Source organism: Dysgonomonas hofstadii (assembly GCF_014196915.1).
GTDB classification, from domain to species: domain Bacteria; phylum Bacteroidota; class Bacteroidia; order Bacteroidales; family Dysgonomonadaceae; genus Dysgonomonas; species Dysgonomonas hofstadii.
In genome coordinates this window covers 1-22,307 of record NZ_JACIEP010000003.1, presented here as the reverse complement: position 1 = coordinate 22,307, position 22,307 = coordinate 1, and the positions used below count along the sequence as shown (strand labels likewise).

The window sequence follows — 22,307 nt, the reverse complement described above, 5'->3', positions numbered from 1 at the left end:
AAAGGTACGACTTTATTTTTAGTTATAAAAGAATGGGAAACTGTTACATACCTTGTCCTACCCAAACAAAGTGGTTTGCATAAAGGTTTTCGGGAATACTTACTTCTTCCTTAAAAATTCCAAAAACAGAGGAACCTGATCCCGACATAGACGCATACAATGCTCCCTTTTCGTACAAGTCCTTCTTTATATCCTCTATCTGCGGATATTTAATAAATACGCTTTTCTCAAAGTCATTTACCATCAGATCTTTCCATGAAGAAACCGGATAAGTGATGATCTCTTTTAATGAAGTTTGCGGTTGTTGTGGTGTCACCAAAGCAAATGCATCTTTAGTTGATATATGTATATCCGGTTTTATCAGCACGAAATAATAATCTTTTAACGACAATTCCACATCCTCAAGAATCTCTCCCACCCCGGTAGCAAACTTCGGCTTATTATAAATAAAGAAAGGGCAATCGGCACCTAATTGCAGGGCTAAATGAATCAATTTCTCTTTTGTAACATTCAGGTTAAAAGTCTCATTTAAGAGTTTCAGCATAAAAGAAGCGTCAGCCGATCCTCCCCCTATACCTGCTCCAAAAGGTATTTTCTTTAGCAGGTGAATTTCAAGCGGAGGGAAATTGTAATGCTCACGCATTAATCTAAGGGCTTTTATCACCAGGTTATCGGAAGGAATCGCATCAACCTGTATTCCGCATTGAAAAAAAGAATCCTGTTTCAGATCTTCCTTTATAATAATTTCTAATGCTTCTTTTATTCCAATAGGATAAAATACTGTTTCTAGATTGTGATAACCATCACTACGCTTCGAAACAATATTCAGTCCCAGATTTATTTTTGCATTCGGAAAACAGATCATGTTTGTAAATGAAAAATGAAGAATGAAGAATTAAAAATTTTGAATAACTATCTATATATTCTTCATTTTTAATTCTTCATTTTTAATTTATTAAACCAGTTTTTTTATCAAAGCCTCTTTATCGCCGTATATATAATCGATAATCGGCACTTCAATCATAGTATATGCACCAGGCTTTTGTTTCATGGTTGCACGGGCAGATGCGACCAATACCTGAGCTGTAAGAGCTGGATTATTGATACGCATATTGAAATCGAAAAGCTGATTCTGGGTTGTTCCCGAAACGCCTTTGCGAACCATATTCACTCCGTGTCCCATATCTTTGAGGTTGTCAACAGAGTCTACCTGCATTACATGAGTTTCATCATGAACGAAATAATCATCTGTCTTGATAGCCTTTGCAACCTCATCAAAATTATATCCATCTTCGACCTCTATATATACCATACGGCGATGGATACTTGTTCCTAACGGAATAGTCATCGACAAGGCGGCCTTAACCCCCTTTATGGCTTTAACAGCAACAGTATGTCCCATACTCATTCCGGGCCCGAAATTAGTATATGTAACACCCTTAGGAGCCATGAACTCAAGCATGGAACGTACCATAGAATCTGTTCCCGGGTCCCATCCTGCTGATATAATTGAAACTGTGTTATTAGCTTTGGCTACTGCATCGAGGTTGGCACGTAAAGCGACAATACCTCCGTGTATATCGTAACTGTCTACTGTATTGATACCTGCAACAAGACATTCTTTCGCATATTCTTCTACACTGCGGGTAGGTGTGCATAGTATGGCTACATCTACATCTTCCAGTTCTTTAACACTCTTAACTACCTGATATTTTTTAATTTCATCAGGCACATTATTCGGATCACGGCGCACGATACCGGCCACTTCAAATTCGGGCGATGTAAGAATCGCATCCAAAACGTATTGCCCGATGTTTCCGTATCCGACAATCGCTGCTCTTAATTTTTTCATTGGTTATTGATTTATATATTATTTGATTATAATTACAATGTACACTCTTTCATGAAATTATACAGCCATTCCATAGCCATAAAATCTTCCTGTACCAGTTTTACAAAACCGGAAGAAAATAACTCTTCTCCTATAGGCCTTGTTTTCTCCACCCATAGGCCTTTGCGCTGTATCCATGGCTGGAAATATTCAGGAAGATCATTCGGAACAGGACGTTTATATTCCTCACCTCCTATCGCATATCCACGATCGAGAACATTAGTTTGTGTTTGTCTTCTGAATTCTTCCGCATCATATGAAATTTCTTCCCTGAAAGTATCCATCACCTTCTTCTTCGGCTGAAAAAGGCCAAGTCCTAACGTGTATGTATCAGCCCTGAATTCCATAAAATAACCGGGATAGTCTTTCCATACATCATTTGTAACCGGTATCTGAAAGGCAACCCACATAAAATCCTTATACGGATCTTTATTTTTCGAGAATCGTATATCCCTGTATATACGCGACATCGCCCGATGCGGACGCAACTCAAACCCCGGGTCTATATTATGCATTGCCGGCGACAAAGTAGTTATCAAAGCCTTTAATGGATTTAATAATACCTTTTCATAGACTGGCTTATTAGCATCGAACCATTCTTTATAATTATTCTCTCCAAGATCTTTGAAGAATTGGAAAGTCTGCGGAGTAAAACCTTTAAATATTAAATCTTTCTGAGCCATTTTTCCGAATTCGATGTATTTTATGACAAAAATAGCAGTTTTTGTTAAAACTGCTATTTTATTGATCTTATTTTGCCAATTGTTTTATTACATCCATTACTTCACCTCCAATATCTTCGGCCTCTTTCATTGTATGGGCTTCGGAATAAACCCGGATAATCGGCTCGGTATTTGATTTTCGCAGATGTACCCATTTATCGGGGAAATCTATTTTCACACCATCAATGTCTGTCACATCATACTGGCTGTATTTTTCTTTAACTGCACCTAATATAGCATCCACATCTATGGCCGGAGTCAGTTCTACTTTTTGCTTTGCTATATAATATTGCGGATATTCAGCCCTGATCTCACTTACTTTTTTCTTTTCGAATGCCAGATGAGACAGGAACAATGCAATGCCAACCAATGCATCACGCCCATAGTGGCTTGCCGGGTATATAACCCCGCCATTACCTTCACCTCCGATAACTGCATCTACAGCCTTCATCTTGGTGGTGACATTTACTTCACCTACAGCCGCCGCATAATACTCACCGTTGTACTTCCGTGTAATGTCACGTAATGCACGGCTTGAGCTAAGATTTGATACTGTATTGCCCGGAGTATGTTTCAACACATAATCGGCCACTGCAACCAATGTATATTCTTCTCCGAACATTTCGCCATTCTCACAGATTATAGCCAGACGGTCAACATCGGGATCAACAACAAAACCTACATCTGAAGGAGTGGTCTTCATCATTATTGATATATCTTTCAGGTGCTCGGGCAGTGGTTCCGGATTATGAGGAAATTCTCCGTTAGGAGTGCAATATAATTCGTTTATCTTATTTACACCTAAAGCCTTTAATAGCTTAGGAATAACGACACCTCCTACTGAATTAACACAATCGATAGAAACTTCAAAATCAGCAGATTTAATAGACTCTATGTCTACTAACGATAAATCTAAGACCGCCTGTATATGCTTATCAGTATAATCTTTTTCAACAACTTTTCCTATATGGTCTACATGAGCATAATCAAAATCCTCCGATTCGGCTATACGGAGAACTTCTTCTCCTTCTTTTGCATTCAGGAATTCTCCCTTTTCATTTAGGAGTTTCAGGGCATTCCATTGTTTAGGGTTATGGCTGGCTGTAAGGATTATTCCACCACAAGCCTTTTCCATTGTTACAGCTAATTCTGTTGTAGGGGTAGTGGCCAGTCCGATATTCGTTACATCAAAGCCCATCCCCATAAGTGTTCCTATAACTACCTGTTCCATCATTTTACCGGAGATGCGTGCATCACGACCCACAACGATTGTATTCGAACCATTTTTCACATTCTCCCTGATAAAAGTAGCGTATGCAGATACAAATTTTACTGTATCCAACGGATTAAGTCCATCACCGACTTTTCCCCCCATTGTCCCTCTGATTCCCGAGATAGATTTTATTAATGTCATAGTATTACTAATGTTGTATTTTTAATCTTATTTATTCTTCTGGCTGATCCAGCAGGAAATTATACTGCAATCTGGAATAATATAGCGGTACATAGCTGGACTGCTGATAGGTAGAGCCGCTGGCAAAAGGCACAATTAATTTTACCTCGGCGTATTTACCTAAACCAAGCTCTAACGGGATAACACAAGCCTGAGACAGGAAATAGTACATCTGAGCCGTATATGTAGTACTATAATCAGTACTATAATATGTAGAAGATGTTCCATATTCGAATGACATGGCTACTCCCGAAAAATTAGAACCTGACACATCTGTATTTTCCAGCATATCATAAATAGCATCGTATCTCAAAAATATCTGAGTTTTGTTTTCCTTCGAAGGTTTATCTTTAATTCCCGAATCAATTACATGAACGTATATTCCGGTAGAAGGTTCCAGATAATATTCATTTTCAGCAAACTGATGTTTGTCCGGGTATGTATAAAGCACCTTTATGCCGTTATCATCTATAAAACGGTTAATTGCCTTGCTTTCTTTTTTTAGTTTATCGGCATACGTTTCTCCACCGCAAGCAGAAAACAGGATAGCAAATCCCATCAATGCAAATATTGTAACTATTATCTTTCTCATCAGTAAATATTAAATTATATTTTCGTTTTGTTTTTTTTCAATAAATCTCCAAACTCAGACAGGCCCTTCTCAAAAATAGCTATCGCCTCATCCATTGTACCATAAAATTCACCTCCGGCCGCATTCAGGTGTCCTCCCCCATTGTAGCATTCAGATGCAAACCTGTTACTAGGGAAATCCCCCTGAGAACGAAACGAAATTTTTATAAAATCATTGTCCTCTCGAATAAAAACAGAGAAAATAATTCCCTTTATATTCAATGGCATATTGGCAAAACCCTCCGTATCGCCTTTTTTTACATGAAAGCGTTTTTGCTCTTCGTTCGTTAACCATATTAGCGCAGCATTATATTCAGGATAAATTTTCATTTTGTCGCACAACGTATAACCAAGCATCCGGTAACGGTCTTCCGAATAGTTGTGATAGACATTTGAATATATCTGATCTTTATTTATTCCTTTTTTCAGCAATTCCCCGATAATATAATATATCTCGGCATTGTTTGAATTATAAGTAAACGCACCGGTATCAGTCATCATACCCGTATAAAGAGCGGTGGCGCTTTCGAAACTCATAGCTTCGAAATCTCCCATCCGGCAGATCAGGCGAAATATAAGTTCGCTGGTTGATGATATTTCCGGATATGAAATCACGACATCACAAAAATCGGAAGGATCGGGATGATGGTCTATCAGTACTTTTTTTCCTTTAGCCGCTTCCAAAGCCTGAGCCATCAGATATGTACGTTTTGGAATATTGAAATCGAGACAAAATATTAATTCTGCTTCCGATAACAGCCTTTGGGCAAATTCTGTATACCTCTCATAATCTATAATTTCCTTTGATCCGGGAATCCATTTCAGAAAATCGGGAAAGGAATTGGGCACAATCACATTCACATTATTCCCTAAATCGTTAAGATAGTGATACAAACCTAATGAAGAGCCTATGGCATCTCCATCGGGCGAAACATGCGTTACAATCACAATCTTATCATATTTGTTAAGCAATTCTTCAACCTGAGTTATCTTTTTGCTTGCTATTATCTTTGAAATCATTTACTTATACTTCTTTCTCTTATATTTTAAGCGCAGCCACAAAAATACTAAAAAAACAGACTAAACGCACCATTTTCAACAACATCGTGACAGGGAATATTCAGTTTTTTACATTCTTTAGATAATCTGCGACGGGTATATATTGATAATGAGCCATCTAATACAACTCTGGCCGGAATAAATAATTCAGTTAAAGAATACAAAGAAAAATTATTATCATTTGTCAGTATAAGGTTATCAACACAGAGTTTATCTCCTGTTCTTTTTCTATCCCATTTATCCGATGATAATATTAATGTATTTTTATCTCTCGTATCCGGAATATAATAACCCTGACTGAGATCCTCCGTATTTAGTATCGTTTCGTTCTGTTCCTTGTACAATCTGATCTCTGTCGATTGCCTCCTGTTATATACAGTCAGCAGATCCGGCTTCTGTCTCAGATTATCATAAATATGAATTGAAAATATAAATACTACTACAGAAAGGCTCACCAATAAAGCCTTTGATCGTTTATAAACAAAAAAGAATATTCCGCTTATTATCATTGTAAACATAAGAACCAAATCTGTAAAGGAAAACTCTACATTATCGATCAAGGCATAAGGCAAATCCTCTATTAGCCGAATTATTGCAGTCATCAGCCACACCAGCAGCTGCAATATTTTTACAGGAAGATAATAAAAATAATAACTTAAATCCGGCAATATCAGGCTGAATAATTTAGCCACAGCAATCCCAGCTACTGCATAAGTAATAAAGGAGACCAATGGAACTATCAGCAAATTCCCGATAAAGAAATAAGTTGGAAACGTTCCAAAATAATATAAACAAAGCGGGAAGGTAGCCAGTTGTGCTACCAAAGACAAAGCAAATAATTGCCACACATTTCGTAGATATTTATTCTCTGTTTTTATTATGCCCGATACCTTCGGTAACAAATACAATATGGAAAGTACTGATATAAAACTAAGCTGAAACCCGACATCGAACAAAGAAAAAGGATTAATAAGCAATATAAAAAAGGCGGCGATAAATAAAGCATGTATGGAAAAGCTTTTCTTTTCGAAAATCTCAGACACGCAAAATACACTCAGCATGAGGCTTGCACGGACTACAGACACCGGAAGTCCTGTAATAAACGCATAACACCACAGCAACAGTATAATCAGGCATGGTTTTATCCAGTAATATTTTGAACTACGACAGATAAAACCTAAGAGAAAACTTATTATCAGATATATGATCCCGACATGCAATCCGCTAACCGACAACACATGAACAGTCCCGGTCGTACGAAAACCCTGCTTTATATCATCGGTCAGATCATTCTGATAACCCAGCGTCAATGCAGAAAGGATAGAATATTCCGTTTGGGTAAATCCCAATGATTTATAGAAATTCATAATCTGCTGCCGGCAACGAAGCGCCAAATACTTCAATGAGTACGACACGTCACCTGATGACTTCCACGATTGCTTGTTTAGATATACAGAGCCTGCAAATCCCTGATCATACATATACTTCACATAATCGAAATCATCGGGATTTCCCATATTCCTAAACGGTTGTATAGCTCCGAAAAACAGGAATTGCTCTCCCGGAAGGAGGCGATTGTTATCCAATGTATCCCGTTGGAAATAGCAGACTATTTGTTTATCCAAATCAGGCAGATATACACGATATGCCGTTGTATTCGGTTTCTCCTGCGGGGTATCGGTCACTATTCCATAATATGCCTCCTGCATATCTGGAAATATAAATTCCGATTTCTGTTGCCGAAGTTCAGTGGAGAATATTCCAATAGCTACGATAAAAAGAAAGGCACCAAAGCCGAATAGCCAGCGAAAGCTAAACTGATATTTTTCTGCTATCAGGTAAGAAAAAAGCATGGCCATTGTCCCGGTAAGGGCAAAGGCCATGCTTAAATATTCAGTACTGAAATAATATTGCAAAAGAATCCCGATCAATAAAGGAATCAGAAGGAACAGAAAAGGTATTTTAGCCAGCGGATTCTTCACCTTCCTCTACTGCAATTCTTATACAATACTTTTCAGTTTATGTATCATCTCTGTAGGATTATCGGCTGCAAATACCGCATTACCGGCCACCAGTACATCAGCCCCGGCATCTATCAACCGTTTGCCTGTCTCCAGGTTAACCCCTCCATCTACTTCGATCAGTGTATCCAGATTTTGTTTGAGTATCATTTCTTTAAGCCTGACGACTTTCGTAAGGGAGTGTTCTATAAATTTCTGACCTCCGAATCCGGGATTGACCGACATAAGGAGTATCATATCCACATCCTGAAGAATATCTTCGAGCAGAGATACCGGAGTATGCGGATTTAAAGTAACCCCTGCTTTCATTCCGGCATCATGTATGGCTCCTACTACACGATGCAGATGTGTACAAGCTTCATAATGTACATTCATCATATACGCGCCGGCATCTTTTACCTCATTGATATACTTATCAGGATTGACAATCATCAGGTGTACGTCGAGCGGCTTCTTAGCGATCTTACTGATCTGTTTTATTACGGGGAATCCAAATGATATATTGGGAACAAATGTTCCATCCATCACATCGCAATGAAACCAGTCGGCTTCGCTATTATTTATCATCTCTACATCTGCAGCCAGATTCAGAAAATCGGCAGAAAGAATAGAGGGCGCAATCTTATGACTCATAATTCTGATTATAATATGTGACTGTAAATTTAGGTAAAAAGATGCATATAAGAAGATATTGTCCCGGCTTATTAATCTAGTTTTTTAGTTTCAATTAGTTTACCGTCTTCGTAAATCTCTTCTTTATACAATTTGTGAGGATAACCATATTCCCACTTACCCACTTTCCTTCCATCTTTATATTTTCCTTTTGTCTTCACTGTATTTTTTTCAGCGAATATTTCCGAGAAATCCCCATCAAGCTGACCTTTTTCATTATAATTGCTTGTCTGGATAAAATTACTCTGATTGCTTGTATAATACTGCATCTGCTTACCTACTTGCTTACCATTTACATAGTTCTTTTCAGATTTCAGTTCACCTTCCCATGTATACTGTTTATCAATGCCATGTTCTTTTCCATTCTTAAAATTCCGCTCCCTGTCTACTTTTCCATCGGTATAATAAGTCACTGTCTTGATTTTGCTCCCATTGTCATAAACTTCGGTAAGCTTTGGAATTCCATCGTCTTTCAGGCTTTCCCATGTCCCGTTTTTTTGTCCTTTTACATACTGCCCTTTTTCTTTTATATCGCCACCCGGATAGTATTCAGTAAAGTTTCCATCCATATAACCATCTTTGAAGTGCACAGATATGGTTAGCTTATTCTTACGGTAATATTCCCATGTATTTACGCCATAACCGTCTTTAAACTCGGCATCGATATATTCTGTCGTGAAACCTGTTATGATCCTCACTTTTCCATCCAACGGAGTTTTAGCTTCATCCCGCTTATGGGCATACATCTGGGTATCACCCAGATTATTCATCTGAATATCGGTAAGCTCTATCTGTTGTTGAGAGAACGCATTTATAAAGAGCATCAACAGCAGACAAAATAAAACTGATTTTTTCATAATAAGTTGTGTGTATTATTTATTAGTATTTGTAAAGCAGAACCTGTGCAAAATAACACAAAACTTCTATTTTCCGGCATCCGGATCAACCGGGTCTTCTTTTCTTATGATAATCAGCCTGCCTTCTTCCCATTGGTGCGCAGATACCTGATATTTCCACAGACCATAATTATCTATAATCGCCTCTTGTGAATAAACAACCTTATTCTCTTTATCCGGCGCAAGGTTACCCAGATCTTTTGTTTCGTAATGATAGTTCAGCTTCAATGAATCTCGATCTACAGTAAACAGATGTCCTCTCGAAATAGGAAGATTATTCGAAACCGATGTTTGTATATAAATATCATTTATTCCATCAAAATTATAGTCCATATACTTTATTTCGAAGAATGCAGGCAACCCCCATATTCCGGGTACCGAATCATTCTGTACCCATATATCATTGGCCTGGGTATATAATTTTATTGTATAGGACGTATCTGCCGGATTATATATCAACAGTGCATTTTTGGTTAATGAATCGAGAAAATAGCCTGTTTTGAGATAAGCTAACGGTAATGAATCGGTGGCGAATTCAAAAGAATCAACCAGCAATGCTTTATCCATCAGCAAATGTAATGTATCCCTCAACGACATTTGAGGAATATTATTATCAACAACATCCCTTCTTCCACAAGACAGGAATAACAATATAAAAAGAAAAGGTATAAAAACTATCTTTCTCATAGTATAATCTAATTTACGATTGGAGCATCAAAGATAAAAAAGGTACAAACATTTTGCAAGTCTGTACCTTTCCATATTCTTAATTATTAAGAATAAATTAATTAACACAAATTTCATTTACTGCTCTCGGCAGGGATTTCTCTACATAGTATGAGCGTGCAAACTGCTTCAAGAAATCGAGTGTTTTTTCGGAAGGTACGACAACCTCCTCCTGTTTCTTCATATTATCTTTTGGTGTAAAGATTTTTTTCATAAGCGTCCTTGTTTAATAGATTTCCTATATACGAAACGCCATGCCGGAGGTCTTATTGCCTATTCCCTTATTTTTAACATTTACAGAATCAACTCATTCGCCCTTTATAATCTTCATAAGTGAACTCACGATATATTTCCAATTGGTTATATCTGTTCCAAAGGGCAATGGCCGGATGCGATATTCCGTTAAACATGGTAGTCTTAACCGTAGTGTAATGTATCATATCTTCAAATATTATCCTGTCTCCTATTGCCAAAGGTTCATCAAAAGACCATTCCCCAATAAAGTCCCCGCTCAGGCAACTACTTCCACCCATACGGTATGTAGGCAAGCCTTCTACCGGATCATGGTAAGCACCCCTGATCCGTGGTTTATATGGCATCTCGAGACAGTCGGGCATATGGCAGGCAAAAGACACATCAAGTATTGCTGTTTTCACACCTCTGTTTTCCACAATATCCACAACACTGGATACAAGTACTCCGGTTTCCCATGCAAATGCACTTCCGGGTTCCATTATTATCTCCAGATTCGTATATTTTGCCTTAAACGATTGAAGTACACCAATAAGATGCTCCACATTATAATCCTTACGCGTCATAAGGTGGCCGCCTCCCATGTTGAACCATTTTACTTGTTTAAGCAAATGTCCAAACTTCTGTTCTATAACCTCCAGTGTTTTCTCAAGATCGTAAGAAGAAGACTCACATAGCGTATGAAAATGTAAGCCCTCGATCCCTTCCGGCAAAGTATCGTCCAACTGATCGACAGAGACTCCTAAACGCGAGCCCGGAGTAGCCGGGTTGTAAAGATCGGTTTCCACTACTGAGAATTCAGGATTTATACGGAGCCCGCATGATACTTTCTTGCGGTATTTCAGCGTATCTGGATAAAAACGATTGAATTGTGACAGCGAATTGAAAGTTATATGGCTGCTGTAACGCATAAATATGGGGAAATTTTCCTCCGTATATGCCGGAGAAAAAGTATGGGCAAGGCTTCCCATCTCTTCATATGCCAACTGCGCTTCATAAACAGAACTGGCCGTCGAGTGCGGGATATACTCCCTGATGATAGGGAAGGATTTCCACATGGCAAAAGCCTTGAAAGCAAGGATTATGTTAACCCCAGCCCTTTCTTTCACCGACTTTATCAGTGAAAGGTTTTTCCTTAACAATTCTTCTTCCATCACAAAACAAGGTGACGGGATTTTATCTATTTCGATCATTTTCGTAATAACTTTTTATTTTTGAACCGTCAAAGTTATTAAATTTTAATCGATAATAATTATCTTAGCAGTTGTTAAAATATATTTGCTATCACACACATAAGATAATTCGGATTTAATAACACAAAAAAACATATAAGCTATGCGTACTCCTAAATTTATATTATTACCTCTATTTATCATTTTATGTAGTTGTTTTTCTCTAAATGCTCAAACAGCATATACGGAAATTTACCCTGACTATAAAATTTCCATGGATAAAGAGGTAATAGATATAGGGCTGTATACAGGTAAATACAAAGGCTCTATTCTAGATTATAGTTACACAAAAGATGACGGCACCAAACTTGTATTTAAATCCTACAGGCGTAACTCCGAAATTGAGGTTTTTGAATATCCGCCTGCTCCGGCAATTCATATTGTTTATAAAGTATTTTATGCTAATGGTAGCCTGAAAGAAAAAGTGGTATTCCTTCCCAATCAGTTAAGGGTAGGCAAATGGATACAATGCGACAACAAGGGTAATTGTACTGTAACTGATCTTGAAACCGGAAGAAATATATATGGTTATAATAATGTTTTGGAATACCTGGAACAGGAAGGTTATTATAACAAAACAGACGGTAATGAATGGAAATGTACATTCTGGCACACACCCGAAGGACATACCTGGGGTGTAAGAATTGATAAAAACGGCCGGCAATACAAAATGTACACTTTCGATGATAAAGGCGAACGTGAAGTGATTGAGACTGAAGCCGCATCAACATCTAAGTCTGTACCAATAGTAGGAACTTTCGTACAGGAAGAGGAATAATATAAAACATTTCGCTAATTTTGCTGTTCTATATAGGTGCTAATTTAACTTAATGAAAAAATATATATTACCAATTATAGGACAGCATACCGATACAGTCATACTGGCAAACGGCGACTTTCCCTCCCACCCTATAGCATTATCAATACTGGAAAACTGTAAATATCTGGTTTGTTGTGATGGGGCTATAAATAATTTGTCAGCAACGGATAAGATTCCCAACGCCATAGTCGGTGATTGTGACTCACTGTCGAAAGAAAACAAGGAACGCTTTACTGACATTATCCACCGTATTGCCGAACAGGAAACCAATGACCTGACAAAGGCAGTAAATTTCTGTGTACAACAGGGACGAAAAAAGATTACCATACTGGGTGCTACCGGAAAACGTGAAGACCACACTATAGGAAATATAAGTCTGCTATGTGAGTATATGAGATCAGCCGATGTGGAAATGATTACTGATTATGGTATCTTTAATGCTATCACTTCCGATTCTATATTCGAAAGTATCCCCCAGCAACAAGTCTCTATATTTTGCATAGACCAATACAAAATCACCTCTCACAATCTGGCTTATGCTATTAAAGATCAGGTTTTCACAAATTGGTGGCAGGCAACACTTAATGAGGCTGAGAGCAATGAATTCGTTATAAAAACTTATGGACGAACTATAATTTACAGGGCCTTCTGATTTATTATTCCCCGGATAAAGATATTTGAAAAGTCAGACCTCCTGCACCAGCAGATCATCACTGTTATCAGTAGGACTGCTATATGGTTTATATCAGAAGCAAGACTCTTACCGGCAAAAATAGAACCAGAGTACTCAGGCATATGCCAGGGGAATATCTTTTCATTTACCGATATCTGAAATCCAAGATACTTATTCATCATAGGAGGTAATAAATCAACAAGATCAGGCAAAACGCAACCAAATATTGTAAAGCTTAATATCAATATATACTGTTTGTTAGCGATAACCAACATAGCTGCTATCAGCAAAAAACTTATAATTATATCCGGCTTTGCAGAAAGAGGATAAGTGTGTGGCAGATAATCAATGATTCCATGTGCGAAAACACCCGATATTAACCCGCCACAAGCAGGAATAATTGTGTCCTTAACTGTCTTTATTTTGTTTGTGTCCGTTAATGCAATAGTAAGACTAATAGCCGTAGCCACATGAAATATAACATTCATCTACTCTCCCATTTCTTTTGCCTTATAGGCCATTGCATAAAAGCGTATCTGCTTTATCATTGACACCAATCCATTGGAACGGGTCGGCGACAGGTTTTCCTTTAATCCGATCTTTTCTATGAAATACAGGTCGGCATTAATTATTTCATCCGGTGTACGGTTCGAAAGGGCATTTATCAACAATGCTATAATCCCCTTAACTATTACAGCATCACTTTCGGCATGAAACACGACCTTACCGTCAATATATTCCGCCTGCAGCCATACCCGGCTCTGGCATCCTACTATAAGGTTATCCTCCGTTTTATATTTATCATCAAGTTTTCCCAGCGAATTTCCCAACTCTATCAACAATGCGTAACGATCCATCCAATCGTCAAACATAGAGAATTCTTCTATTATCTCGTCCTGTACTTCGTTTATTGTAGCCATATCTCTCTTTATTTTTCCTTGTAAATTACTTCCAAAACTGTTTGTCCTACAACTTTCAGGGTTTCCTTGCTTATATTGCTCATATCATCTTTCTGTGTATGCCATGTATGAACAAATCCATTCTCGGTATCCGTTCTGTAATCTATTACATCGATACTAGGTATGCGTCTTATCTGATTGACCGGAATATGATCGTCCATCACGCCACCACCATCTTTACCAATAAAGAATTTACCGTAGCCCAAACGAGCAGCAGTACTCCATACCTTTTCCACAACATTACCTGCAAATTCTTTTGAATAAGGTTCTTTATAGAAAGTGGCCTTTTCGGCACCCACCATATCGAGTAATATACCGAATTTAGCTTTATAATTTTCCACATGAGGATTATGTGCCCAATAGCGCGAACCAAGACACCATGTTTCATTCGAGTCTCCTTTATAATCAGTCACAAATGCCGGAAGCCCGTAATCTTCGGCATCGAAGAAAATTATATCCACTCCCACTTCAGGAGCCTGCGATTGTATAATCCTGGCTACTTCCAGCAACACTCCTACTCCGCTGGCCCCGTCATTTGCTCCCAATAATGGCTTCTTATGATTAGCCGGATCAGGATCATGATCTGAATAAGGACGGCTATCCCAGTGAGCGAAAAGCAGCACACGGTTTTTTTTATCCGGTACGTATGCCCCTATAATATTGCGTGCATTTAGTTTTGTTCCGTTATAAGCGGTTACTGTCATTTTTTGCTCTGTAACATCGGCACCAAAACGTTTCAGCTCACCTGTAAGGTAATCGCCACATGCCACATGCGCAGCAGTATTAGGAACTCGGGGACCAAATGCTACTTGTTTGTCTACATAAACATAGGCACTATCACCATTGAAATCCGGTGATATTTTCTGATATGTCACCGGTGTAGTAGTTGTATTTTTAGTTGCCCGGTTTCCACACGAACATGCTATCAGGGAAAAAGCCAAAGCTATAGCAAAAATATTTTTTATCGTCATCTTTTGAAAGTTAAATTATTGTCTGCAAAGATAAGGATTAGTTATAAGTTATGAGTTATGAGTTATAAGTTTTTAAATCGGAACTCTTGGTAAACAGTTTAAGCCTACTAATAAATATTCACTCTCCTTTGCTCTATACAAGTAATATTTCTATATCTTTTTAGTATATTTGCACTCTAATTTGGGGTAGTGTATCTACTCTGAATTGCAAGAAAATAAAATTGAGGTAAATAAGAATGAATAAAATACGGAATTTTTGCATCATTGCACATATCGACCATGGTAAAAGTACCCTTGCCGACAGGCTTTTGGAATATACAAAAACTGTTGAAGGCAAAGATTTGCAAGCACAGGTACTGGACAATATGGATCTTGAGCGTGAACGGGGTATTACGATCAAAAGCCATGCCATACAGATGGAATATATGTACAAAGGTGAAAAATATATACTCAACCTGATAGATACCCCGGGACACGTAGACTTTTCGTATGAGGTCTCACGTTCCATTGCCGCCTGCGAGGGCGCTTTGCTCATTGTAGATGCGGCACAGGGCATACAGGCACAGACTATATCGAACCTGTATATGGCAATAGATAATGATCTGGAAATAATTCCGATACTTAACAAGATAGACTTGCCAAGCGCTATGCCCGAAGAAGTAGAAGACCAGATCATCGAATTACTGGGTGTAAAAAAAGAAGAAATTATCAGGGCAAGCGGAAAAACAGGAGAAGGTGTATATGACATCCTGGATGCTATCATAGAACGTATACCGGCGCCAGAAGGTGATCCGGAAGCACCATTGCAGGCTTTGATCTTCGACTCGGTATTCAATTCTTTCCGTGGAATTATAGCCTATTTTAAAGTTGTAAACGGGTCATTAAGAAAAGGTGATCTTGTAAAATTCATCAATACAGGGAAAGAATACGACGCCGACGAGGTTGGGGTTCTTAAACTCAATATGTCCCCACGCGATGAAGTCCAATGCGGAGATGTTGGATATATTATTTCAGGTATTAAAACCTCTAAAGAGGTTAAAGTCGGAGATACTATAACTCATGTGAAAAACCCTGCTAATAAAGCTATTGCCGGATTTGAGGAAGTAAAACCAATGGTTTTTGCCGGAGTATACCCGATAGACAGTGAAGACTTTGAAGACTTGCGTTCTTCTCTAGAGAAACTGCAATTAAATGACGCATCACTGACATTCCAGCCGGAATCTTCTGTCGCTCTTGGCTTTGGTTTCCGATGTGGATTCCTGGGACTTCTGCACATGGAAATCATACAGGAACGCCTGGACAGGGAATTCAATATGGATGTGATTACCACTGTGCCCAATGTATCTTATATTGTACACGATAAGAAAGGGAATAAAAAAGAAGTACATAATCCGGCAGGATTACCCGACCCCACTCTTATCGATTATATAGAAGAACCATACATACGGGCTTCTGTTATCACAAGCACCACCTATATAGGACCGATAATGACCCTGTGCCTTGGTAAAAGGGGAATACTTATTAAACAGGAATATATCTCGGGCGACCGGGTTGAAATAATATATGACATACCTCTGGGCGAAATCGTAATCGACTTTTATGATAAACTGAAAAGTATATCGAAGGGTTATGCTTCGTTCGATTATCATATGCATGACTATCGTGAATCGAAGCTGGCAAAACTGGATATCCTGCTCAATGGAGAATCGGTAGATGCACTTTCCACGCTAACACACGTTGACAATGCGGTTACATTTGGCCGCCGCATGTGTGAAAAGCTAAAGGAATTGATTCCCCGCCAGCAATTTGATATTGCGATACAAGCAGCTATCGGTGCAAAAATCATTGCCCGCGAGACTATCAAGGCTGTACGTAAAGACGTTACGGCAAAATGTTATGGCGGTGACATTTCCCGTAAGCGTAAACTTCTGGAAAAACAGAAAGAAGGGAAGAAGCGTATGAAACAGGTAGGTAATGTAGAAGTACCACAGAAAGCTTTCCTTGCTGTATTGAAATTGGATTAACTTTATCTATAGGATAGAAAAATTAAGGTGGGAACAAAATAGGTGCGATCTTTGAAAAAAACAGAAAAAATTTGTCAGGTTTGTCAGGTTTTTAAATAGTTACAAGTTTGCCTCGCCTACGTTTCGGCGATCGTTGATTGTAACTTTTTATCTAAAAATCTAATGGCTATGAGCTAGCAGCTAAAGGCTAAATAAAGTGTCAGGTTTGTCAGGTTTTTATTTAAATTAAACGATAATGGAACATAAAGAAATGAATATAAAAGACTTCACCCCCGATGCTTTCGGATTGAAGAATAAATGGATGCTTATCACGGCCGCCAAACCTGATGGAACAGTTAATACAATGACGGCAAGCTGGGGCGGATTCGGCGTGATGTGGAACAAAGAAGTTGTCTTTGTTGTTATACGTCCACAAAGATATACAAAGGAATTTGTAGATAGCGCAGAATCATTTTCGCTTACATTCTTCGATAAAAAATATCTAAAAGATTTGGGTTATCTGGGTAAAATATCGGGACGTGATGAAGATAAGATAGCTAAGACAGGGCTGACTGTAGTTAAAAAAAATGGCATACCATACTTCGAAGAAGCCGAAACTGCGATTCTTGCAAAAAAACTGTTTGTGCAGCGAATAGATGAATCGGCATTTCTAGATAAGGGCATTATCAAACAATGGTATCCTGAAAAAGATTTTCACTATCTTTATATTGCAGTAATAACTGACATTTTACAGAAAGACAAATAATGAAACACGAAGAAGTTGCATTAGATAAATTCTATGTTGTCGGCATTTCGGTACGTACAACAAATCAGAATCATCAGTCACAAGGGGATATCGCCAAATTGTGGGAAATTTTTTTCCGGAACGGATATCTGCAACAAATGTTAGCGAACAAAGTATCTGATGACATCTTTTGTATTTATACCGATTACGAGAGCGACTACACTGGAAAATATACAACAATCATAGGATATAAAGTATCAGGAATAGAAGGGATTCCGACCAACCTGAGTTTAACTATTAAAGAAATCCCTGAGAGCAAATATTATAAATATATATCTGAAGGAGAGTTGCCTTATGCTGTAGGAAAAACCTGGGCACATATCTGGCAATCGAATATTGACAGACACTATGCTGCCGATTTCGATGTATATGGAGCAGAATCCCGGGATCCTAAGAATACAAAAATTACGACGTTTTTATCTATTAAATAATTATTTTACATTTTACACGAAAGAATGAGAAAATGGCGCATCGAAGACTCGGCCGAACTGTATAACATTGCAGGCTGGGGAATTAATTACTTTTCTGTGAATGAGAAAGGTAACGTTGTGGTAACTCCGCGTAAAGACGGAGTATCTGTCGATCTGAAAGAGCTGCTCGATGAACTGCAGCTTCGTGATGTATCGACTCCGGTATTGATACGTTTTCCAGATATTCTGGATAACCGTATCGAGAAAATATCGACATGTTTTAAACAGGCTGCCGAAGAATATGAATATAAAGGGCAGAACCATATAATTTATCCTATTAAGGTAAACCAGATGCGTCCCGTTGTTGAAGAGCTTATCAGCCATGGCAAGAAATTCAACATCGGACTCGAAGCTGGTTCTAAACCCGAACTTCATGCCGTAATAGCCATCAATACCGATTCCGATTCGCTTATTATCTGTAATGGATACAAAGACGAAAGTTACATAGAACTGGCTCTCCTGGCTCAAAAAATGGGAAAACCAATTTTCATTGTTGTAGAAAAGCTCAATGAAATACCTCTGATCGCCAAAATAGCGAAGAGGCTAAAAATAACACCAAATATTGGCATTCGCATCAAATTAGCCAGCTCTGGCAGTGGCAAATGGGAAGAATCGGGAGGAGATGGCAGTAAATTTGGACTGAATTCGAGTGAGCTACTGGAAGCACTTGCATATCTTGAAAAGAATAACTTACAGGATTCGCTCCGTCTTATCCATTTTCATATAGGCAGTCAGATAACAAAAATACGCCGCATCAAAACAGCTCTGCGTGAAGCTGCACAATTCTATGTACAATTACATACGATGGGCTTTAAAGTCGAATTTGTTGATATCGGAGGAGGCCTTGGTGTAGATTATGACGGCACACGCTCTTCCTACAATGAAAGTAGCGTAAACTATTCGATACAGGAATATGTAAACGACTCGATAGCTACAATGGTAGATGCCGCGAATAAGAATGATATACCCCACCCTAACATTATTACTGAATCGGGGCGTTCTCTTACAGCACATCATTCTATTCTGGTATTTGAGGTTTTAGAAACAACCACTTTACCCGAATGGGACGAAAGTGAAGAAATAGCGGAAGATGACCATGAACTGGTTCGGGAATTATACGAAATATGGGATGATCTGAACCAGTCGCGAATGCTTGAAGCCTGGCATGATGCCCAGCAAATCCGTGAAGAGGCTCTTGACCTATTCAGTCTCGGCATGCTCGCGCTGAAAACCCGGGCACAGGTTGAACGACTTTATTTCTCCATTGCGCGCGAAATATTTCAGATCGCAGGACGGGCCAAACATGCTCCGGAAGAATTAAAACAGTTATCGAAGTTGTTACCGGATAAATATTTCTGTAACTTCTCACTATTCCAGTCGTTACCCGATTCATGGGCTATCGATCAGGTCTTTCCTATTATTCCGATCCATCGTCTGGACGAGAAACCGGATAAAACAGCGACTTTACAGGATGTTACTTGTGATTCCGATGGCAAGATCGATAATTTCATTACGAATGGTAATCAAAAATCATATCTTCCTGTACATTCCAAGAAAAAGAATGAAGCATATTATCTGGGAGTATTCCTTGTAGGTGCGTACCAGGAGATACTGGGCGATCTTCACAACCTGTTTGGCGATACAAATGCTGTACATATATCCGTAGATAAAGACGGATATAAAATAGAGCAAATGATCGATGGTGAAACTGTCGCCGAAGTGCTGGACTATGCACAATACAATGCAAAGAAGCTCGTTCGTACAGTTGAAACATGGGTAACCCAGAGTGTGAAGCAAGGGACAATTACGGTAGAAGAAGGGAAAGAGTTTCTCTCAAACTACCGGTCTGGTTTATATGGATATACATACCTTGAATAATAAAAATAAGATATCCCTCTTTATTTCCTAATAAGTAAAGAGGGATTTTTATCATTACTCAAACTTATAATATTATGAAGAAATACATCCTTACATTTTTTCTGTTACCAATCGTTATATTAAGTAGTTGTTCTGTGTATGAAGACATATACTTCCTGGAAGATGGCCGTGTAAAATATAATATGACCATAGATGGCGGAGAAATGATGGCTCTCGTTGGAGAATCGTCCCTTAAAGGGAAAAATGGCTATCCAAAAGACAGTATTATCAACTTTTCACAAATTGTAAGAGATACACTGGATATAATCCCAGCCGAAATAGAACAAGATGTAAAAAATATAGAACCAATATACATGCGGGTTCAGAACAATGATAGTCTTGGGATACTGAAAATATCTGTTTATGGAGATTTCGATAATATGGAATCCTTTACAAATGCCTTTGCGTCGATGTCTAAAATTGAAGGACAAATTAAGAAAAGAGAAAATAATCCAATGAGTAAATTTTCAATTGATAATTTATTCAATAAAAACACTCTTTCCTGGGATGGAACAAGGCTAAAACGCATTGTTACAGCGCCGGAAAAAGAAGAGATAACAAATCAGAATACTGATTCCGAAGAGGGAATGGACAAAAAGATTGATGAGTCATTCGACAGATTATTTTCGCAAGGTAAGATGGTTGTTAAATATCACTTTCCTAAAAAAATAAAAAGTGTGAACAATAAAGATGCAACTTTCTCCATGGATGGAAAAACGGCTATACTCAATTATCCGGCAAGTCTATTTCTTAAGCCTGATAAGGAACTTTCCATAGAAATCGTTACAGAATAAATATTGTGATAGGCCATGAGTAAGCATAAGATCAGAAACAATAAGACCTGTCTCAATTGCGGTTCTTTTGTCGAAAGGAATCATTGCCCTAATTGTGGCCAGGAAAACAGTGAAAGCCGCCAGTCGTTTTATCACCTTTTTACACACTTTGTTTCAGATTACCTTCACTACGATGGGTCTTTCTGGAAAAGCATAAAATGTTTATTCATATATCCAGGAAAGTTATCACTTGAGTATATGAAAGGTAAACGGAAATCGTATATTAATCCTTTCTCTTTATATATATTTATTAGCTTCCTGGCTTTCTTTATCCCCTTCCTGCTACCTGATCCTCCTACTATTAACGATGAAGAAAAGAATACCGGTAATAAATTAACAATCGTAAATGCCGGTAGAGATACAACAATATTAAATGATAAACAACTGCTTAGCGTTCAATTAGATTCGATATACAGAAACTCAAATCCTGAAAAACAATTAATCTCTACAGATAATATCATATATAAAACAGCACTGAACGTTGCCGATAACATGGACGATAAACACAGGCAAGAAAAAGCCATGGATTTCTTTGTAAGCAACATACCAAAAGCCTTATTTATATATATGCCAATGTTTGCCTTTATGTTATGGCTGTTTCATAACAAAAAGAGATTTTACTATTTCGATAGTGGGATTTTCACATTACATTTCTTTTCGGTAGTCTTATTTTCTTTCACAATAGGGAGCATATTAGTCTGCATCGCAAACTGGCTAGACTGGATCTGGTTAGCAGCGTTAACCTGGATATTCTTTATCTGCTATATAACATTCTACTTCTTCAGAGGAAGTCGTATATTCTACAATGAAAAAAGATGGGTTTCTAATATCAAATCATTTATTCAGGTGATAATAAATTTTATATTGATATTACTGGTCTTAATAATATATGGACTATTTACTGTTGTAAAAGTATATGGATGAGATTGATATAATGTACCATACTAAAAACCAATTATTGAATATTCCTCATTACAGGTTAAAATGCTACTATGGTAGTATTTGATTGCCATCTTTTATAAAAAGGTTATTCTTTCTGTTAATAATCTAAATTATAATTTGAGACCTTTATCTATATATTAGTCTAAAAAGAACAATCATTTTTAAACTACCAAAAACGCTCTTTGAAAATAATTTGACTACCATCCGAACAGGAGGTAAATTTTTAAATATAAAAGGTGTAGAAGAGTTATTAACTATTAGCCTAAAAAACAAGAAAGTCCGCATATTTTAGTATGCGGACTTCACTTTCTTAAAAAACGGCGGTAACCTACTCTCCCACTGTTACGCAGTACCATCGGC

The 22,307-nt window shown here is 37.9% G+C and carries 23 protein-coding genes; 8 read left to right on the top strand and 15 right to left on the bottom strand.

Going from position 1 to position 22,307, the window contains the following annotated elements; translation table 11 throughout:
* Positions 1–43 precede the first annotated feature (43 nt).
* From ispE to nspC, 12 genes are all read right to left on the bottom strand, one after another.
* Positions 44–865 carry a 4-(cytidine 5'-diphospho)-2-C-methyl-D-erythritol kinase gene (ispE, locus tag GGR21_RS04470; RefSeq protein WP_183305995.1) on the bottom strand — a complete coding sequence of 274 codons (822 nt, stop codon included), beginning with the start codon at positions 863–865 and terminating at the stop codon, positions 44–46.
* Positions 866–955: 90 nt separating this feature from the next.
* A complete protein-coding gene (locus tag GGR21_RS04465) occupies positions 956–1,852 on the bottom strand; it encodes a diaminopimelate dehydrogenase (RefSeq protein WP_183305994.1) in 897 nt (298 codons plus the stop codon).
* A 32-nt stretch (positions 1,853–1,884) separates the two neighbouring features.
* Positions 1,885–2,574, bottom strand: a complete 690-nt coding sequence (locus GGR21_RS04460) for a DUF2461 domain-containing protein (protein ID WP_183305993.1) — start codon at positions 2,572–2,574, stop codon at positions 1,885–1,887.
* 67 nt (positions 2,575–2,641) lie between these two features.
* Complete coding sequence (glmM, locus tag GGR21_RS04455) at positions 2,642–4,027, bottom strand: phosphoglucosamine mutase (protein ID WP_183305992.1); 1,386 nt, start codon at positions 4,025–4,027, stop codon at positions 2,642–2,644.
* 31 nt (positions 4,028–4,058) lie between these two features.
* Entirely contained in the window at positions 4,059–4,658 is a 600-nt protein-coding gene (locus GGR21_RS04450) for a DUF4827 family protein (protein ID WP_183305991.1), read from the bottom strand.
* Between the two features lie 14 nt (positions 4,659–4,672).
* Positions 4,673–5,716 (bottom strand): DHH family phosphoesterase, encoded by a 1,044-nt coding sequence (locus GGR21_RS04445; RefSeq protein WP_183305990.1) that lies wholly within the window; start codon positions 5,714–5,716, stop codon positions 4,673–4,675.
* A gap of 47 nt (positions 5,717–5,763) precedes the next feature.
* Complete coding sequence (locus GGR21_RS04440) at positions 5,764–7,737, bottom strand: ComEC/Rec2 family competence protein (RefSeq protein WP_183305989.1); 1,974 nt, start codon at positions 7,735–7,737, stop codon at positions 5,764–5,766.
* An 18-nt stretch (positions 7,738–7,755) separates the two neighbouring features.
* Positions 7,756–8,409: a ribulose-phosphate 3-epimerase gene (rpe, locus tag GGR21_RS04435; protein ID WP_183305988.1), complete on the bottom strand. Its 654-nt coding sequence runs from the start codon at positions 8,407–8,409 to the stop codon at positions 7,756–7,758.
* Positions 8,410–8,480: 71 nt separating this feature from the next.
* Positions 8,481–9,305 carry a toxin-antitoxin system YwqK family antitoxin gene (locus GGR21_RS04430; RefSeq protein WP_183305987.1) on the bottom strand — a complete coding sequence of 275 codons (825 nt, stop codon included), beginning with the start codon at positions 9,303–9,305 and terminating at the stop codon, positions 8,481–8,483.
* A gap of 66 nt (positions 9,306–9,371) precedes the next feature.
* Positions 9,372–10,031: an XAC2610-related protein gene (locus tag GGR21_RS04425; RefSeq protein ID WP_183305986.1), complete on the bottom strand. Its 660-nt coding sequence runs from the start codon at positions 10,029–10,031 to the stop codon at positions 9,372–9,374.
* 97 nt (positions 10,032–10,128) lie between these two features.
* The gene (locus GGR21_RS04420; RefSeq protein WP_183305985.1) at positions 10,129–10,284 is read right to left on the bottom strand and encodes a hypothetical protein; all 156 of its coding nucleotides are present in this window, start codon (positions 10,282–10,284) and stop codon (positions 10,129–10,131) included.
* 88 nt (positions 10,285–10,372) lie between these two features.
* Complete coding sequence (gene nspC, locus GGR21_RS04415; RefSeq protein ID WP_183305984.1) at positions 10,373–11,515, bottom strand: carboxynorspermidine decarboxylase; 1,143 nt, start codon at positions 11,513–11,515, stop codon at positions 10,373–10,375.
* Between the two features lie 253 nt (positions 11,516–11,768).
* Here nspC and GGR21_RS04410 point away from each other — a divergent pair, with 253 nt between their 5' ends.
* Positions 11,769–12,332, top strand: a complete 564-nt coding sequence (locus GGR21_RS04410; RefSeq protein WP_183305983.1) for a hypothetical protein — start codon at positions 11,769–11,771, stop codon at positions 12,330–12,332.
* 52 nt (positions 12,333–12,384) lie between these two features.
* Entirely contained in the window at positions 12,385–13,026 is a 642-nt protein-coding gene (locus GGR21_RS04405; RefSeq protein WP_183305982.1) for a thiamine diphosphokinase, read from the top strand.
* Here GGR21_RS04405 and GGR21_RS04400 read toward each other — a convergent pair.
* The 3 genes from GGR21_RS04400 to GGR21_RS04390 are packed head-to-tail and all read right to left on the bottom strand — an operon-like array spanning position 13,011 to position 14,977.
* Positions 13,011–13,535 carry a hypothetical protein gene (locus GGR21_RS04400; protein ID WP_183305981.1) on the bottom strand — a complete coding sequence of 175 codons (525 nt, stop codon included), beginning with the start codon at positions 13,533–13,535 and terminating at the stop codon, positions 13,011–13,013. The genes GGR21_RS04405 and GGR21_RS04400 overlap by 16 nt on opposite strands.
* Entirely contained in the window at positions 13,536–13,967 is a 432-nt protein-coding gene (locus GGR21_RS04395; protein WP_183305980.1) for a SufE family protein, read from the bottom strand. It abuts the gene before it with no gap.
* A gap of 8 nt (positions 13,968–13,975) precedes the next feature.
* On the bottom strand, positions 13,976–14,977 hold the full coding sequence (locus GGR21_RS04390) for a M28 family peptidase (RefSeq protein ID WP_183305979.1): 1,002 nt from the start codon (positions 14,975–14,977) through the stop codon (positions 13,976–13,978).
* Positions 14,978–15,213: 236 nt separating this feature from the next.
* Here GGR21_RS04390 and lepA point away from each other — a divergent pair, with 236 nt between their 5' ends.
* The 6 genes from lepA (at position 15,214) to GGR21_RS04360 (ending at position 21,929) form a co-directional block, all read left to right on the top strand.
* Positions 15,214–17,001 carry a translation elongation factor 4 gene (gene lepA / locus GGR21_RS04385; protein ID WP_183305978.1) on the top strand — a complete coding sequence of 596 codons (1,788 nt, stop codon included), beginning with the start codon at positions 15,214–15,216 and terminating at the stop codon, positions 16,999–17,001.
* A 235-nt stretch (positions 17,002–17,236) separates the two neighbouring features.
* Positions 17,237–17,746 carry a flavin reductase gene (locus GGR21_RS04380; RefSeq protein WP_221232919.1) on the top strand — a complete coding sequence of 170 codons (510 nt, stop codon included), beginning with the start codon at positions 17,237–17,239 and terminating at the stop codon, positions 17,744–17,746.
* Complete coding sequence (locus GGR21_RS04375; protein WP_183305977.1) at positions 17,746–18,216, top strand: GyrI-like domain-containing protein; 471 nt, start codon at positions 17,746–17,748, stop codon at positions 18,214–18,216. Before GGR21_RS04380 ends, GGR21_RS04375 begins: the two co-directional genes overlap by 1 nt.
* Before the next feature lie 24 nt (positions 18,217–18,240).
* Positions 18,241–20,133, top strand: coding sequence for a biosynthetic arginine decarboxylase (gene speA / locus GGR21_RS04370; protein ID WP_183305976.1), 1,893 nt, complete (start codon positions 18,241–18,243; stop codon positions 20,131–20,133).
* A gap of 74 nt (positions 20,134–20,207) precedes the next feature.
* Positions 20,208–20,966: a hypothetical protein gene (locus GGR21_RS04365; protein ID WP_183305975.1), complete on the top strand. Its 759-nt coding sequence runs from the start codon at positions 20,208–20,210 to the stop codon at positions 20,964–20,966.
* 15 nt (positions 20,967–20,981) lie between these two features.
* Positions 20,982–21,929, top strand: coding sequence for a DUF3667 domain-containing protein (locus GGR21_RS04360; RefSeq protein WP_183305974.1), 948 nt, complete (start codon positions 20,982–20,984; stop codon positions 21,927–21,929).
* Positions 21,930–22,307 lie beyond the last annotated feature (378 nt).

Coding starts and splice junctions, on each gene's coding strand:
- GGR21_RS04390 (WP_183305979.1), bottom strand. CDS start 14,977: ATGACGATAAAAAATATTTTTGCTATAGCTTTGGCTTTTTCCCTGATA.
- GGR21_RS04365 (WP_183305975.1), top strand. CDS start 20,208: ATGAAGAAATACATCCTTACATTTTTTCTGTTACCAATCGTTATATTA.
- GGR21_RS04420 (WP_183305985.1), bottom strand. CDS start 10,284: ATGAAAAAAATCTTTACACCAAAAGATAATATGAAGAAACAGGAGGAG.
- ispE (WP_183305995.1), bottom strand. CDS start 865: ATGATCTGTTTTCCGAATGCAAAAATAAATCTGGGACTGAATATTGTT.
- GGR21_RS04395 (WP_183305980.1), bottom strand. CDS start 13,967: ATGGCTACAATAAACGAAGTACAGGACGAGATAATAGAAGAATTCTCT.
- GGR21_RS04400 (WP_183305981.1), bottom strand. CDS start 13,535: ATGAATGTTATATTTCATGTGGCTACGGCTATTAGTCTTACTATTGCA.
- GGR21_RS04460 (WP_183305993.1), bottom strand. CDS start 2,574: ATGGCTCAGAAAGATTTAATATTTAAAGGTTTTACTCCGCAGACTTTC.
- GGR21_RS04410 (WP_183305983.1), top strand. CDS start 11,769: ATGGATAAAGAGGTAATAGATATAGGGCTGTATACAGGTAAATACAAA.
- lepA (WP_183305978.1), top strand. CDS start 15,214: ATGAATAAAATACGGAATTTTTGCATCATTGCACATATCGACCATGGT.
- GGR21_RS04375 (WP_183305977.1), top strand. CDS start 17,746: ATGAAACACGAAGAAGTTGCATTAGATAAATTCTATGTTGTCGGCATT.
- speA (WP_183305976.1), top strand. CDS start 18,241: ATGAGAAAATGGCGCATCGAAGACTCGGCCGAACTGTATAACATTGCA.
- glmM (WP_183305992.1), bottom strand. CDS start 4,027: ATGACATTAATAAAATCTATCTCGGGAATCAGAGGGACAATGGGGGGA.
- GGR21_RS04380 (WP_221232919.1), top strand. CDS start 17,237: ATGGAACATAAAGAAATGAATATAAAAGACTTCACCCCCGATGCTTTC.
- GGR21_RS04405 (WP_183305982.1), top strand. CDS start 12,385: ATGAAAAAATATATATTACCAATTATAGGACAGCATACCGATACAGTC.
- GGR21_RS04430 (WP_183305987.1), bottom strand. CDS start 9,305: ATGAAAAAATCAGTTTTATTTTGTCTGCTGTTGATGCTCTTTATAAAT.
- GGR21_RS04445 (WP_183305990.1), bottom strand. CDS start 5,716: ATGATTTCAAAGATAATAGCAAGCAAAAAGATAACTCAGGTTGAAGAA.
- rpe (WP_183305988.1), bottom strand. CDS start 8,409: ATGAGTCATAAGATTGCGCCCTCTATTCTTTCTGCCGATTTTCTGAAT.
- GGR21_RS04425 (WP_183305986.1), bottom strand. CDS start 10,031: ATGAGAAAGATAGTTTTTATACCTTTTCTTTTTATATTGTTATTCCTG.
- nspC (WP_183305984.1), bottom strand. CDS start 11,515: ATGATCGAAATAGATAAAATCCCGTCACCTTGTTTTGTGATGGAAGAA.
- GGR21_RS04450 (WP_183305991.1), bottom strand. CDS start 4,658: ATGAGAAAGATAATAGTTACAATATTTGCATTGATGGGATTTGCTATC.
- GGR21_RS04465 (WP_183305994.1), bottom strand. CDS start 1,852: ATGAAAAAATTAAGAGCAGCGATTGTCGGATACGGAAACATCGGGCAA.
- GGR21_RS04360 (WP_183305974.1), top strand. CDS start 20,982: ATGAGTAAGCATAAGATCAGAAACAATAAGACCTGTCTCAATTGCGGT.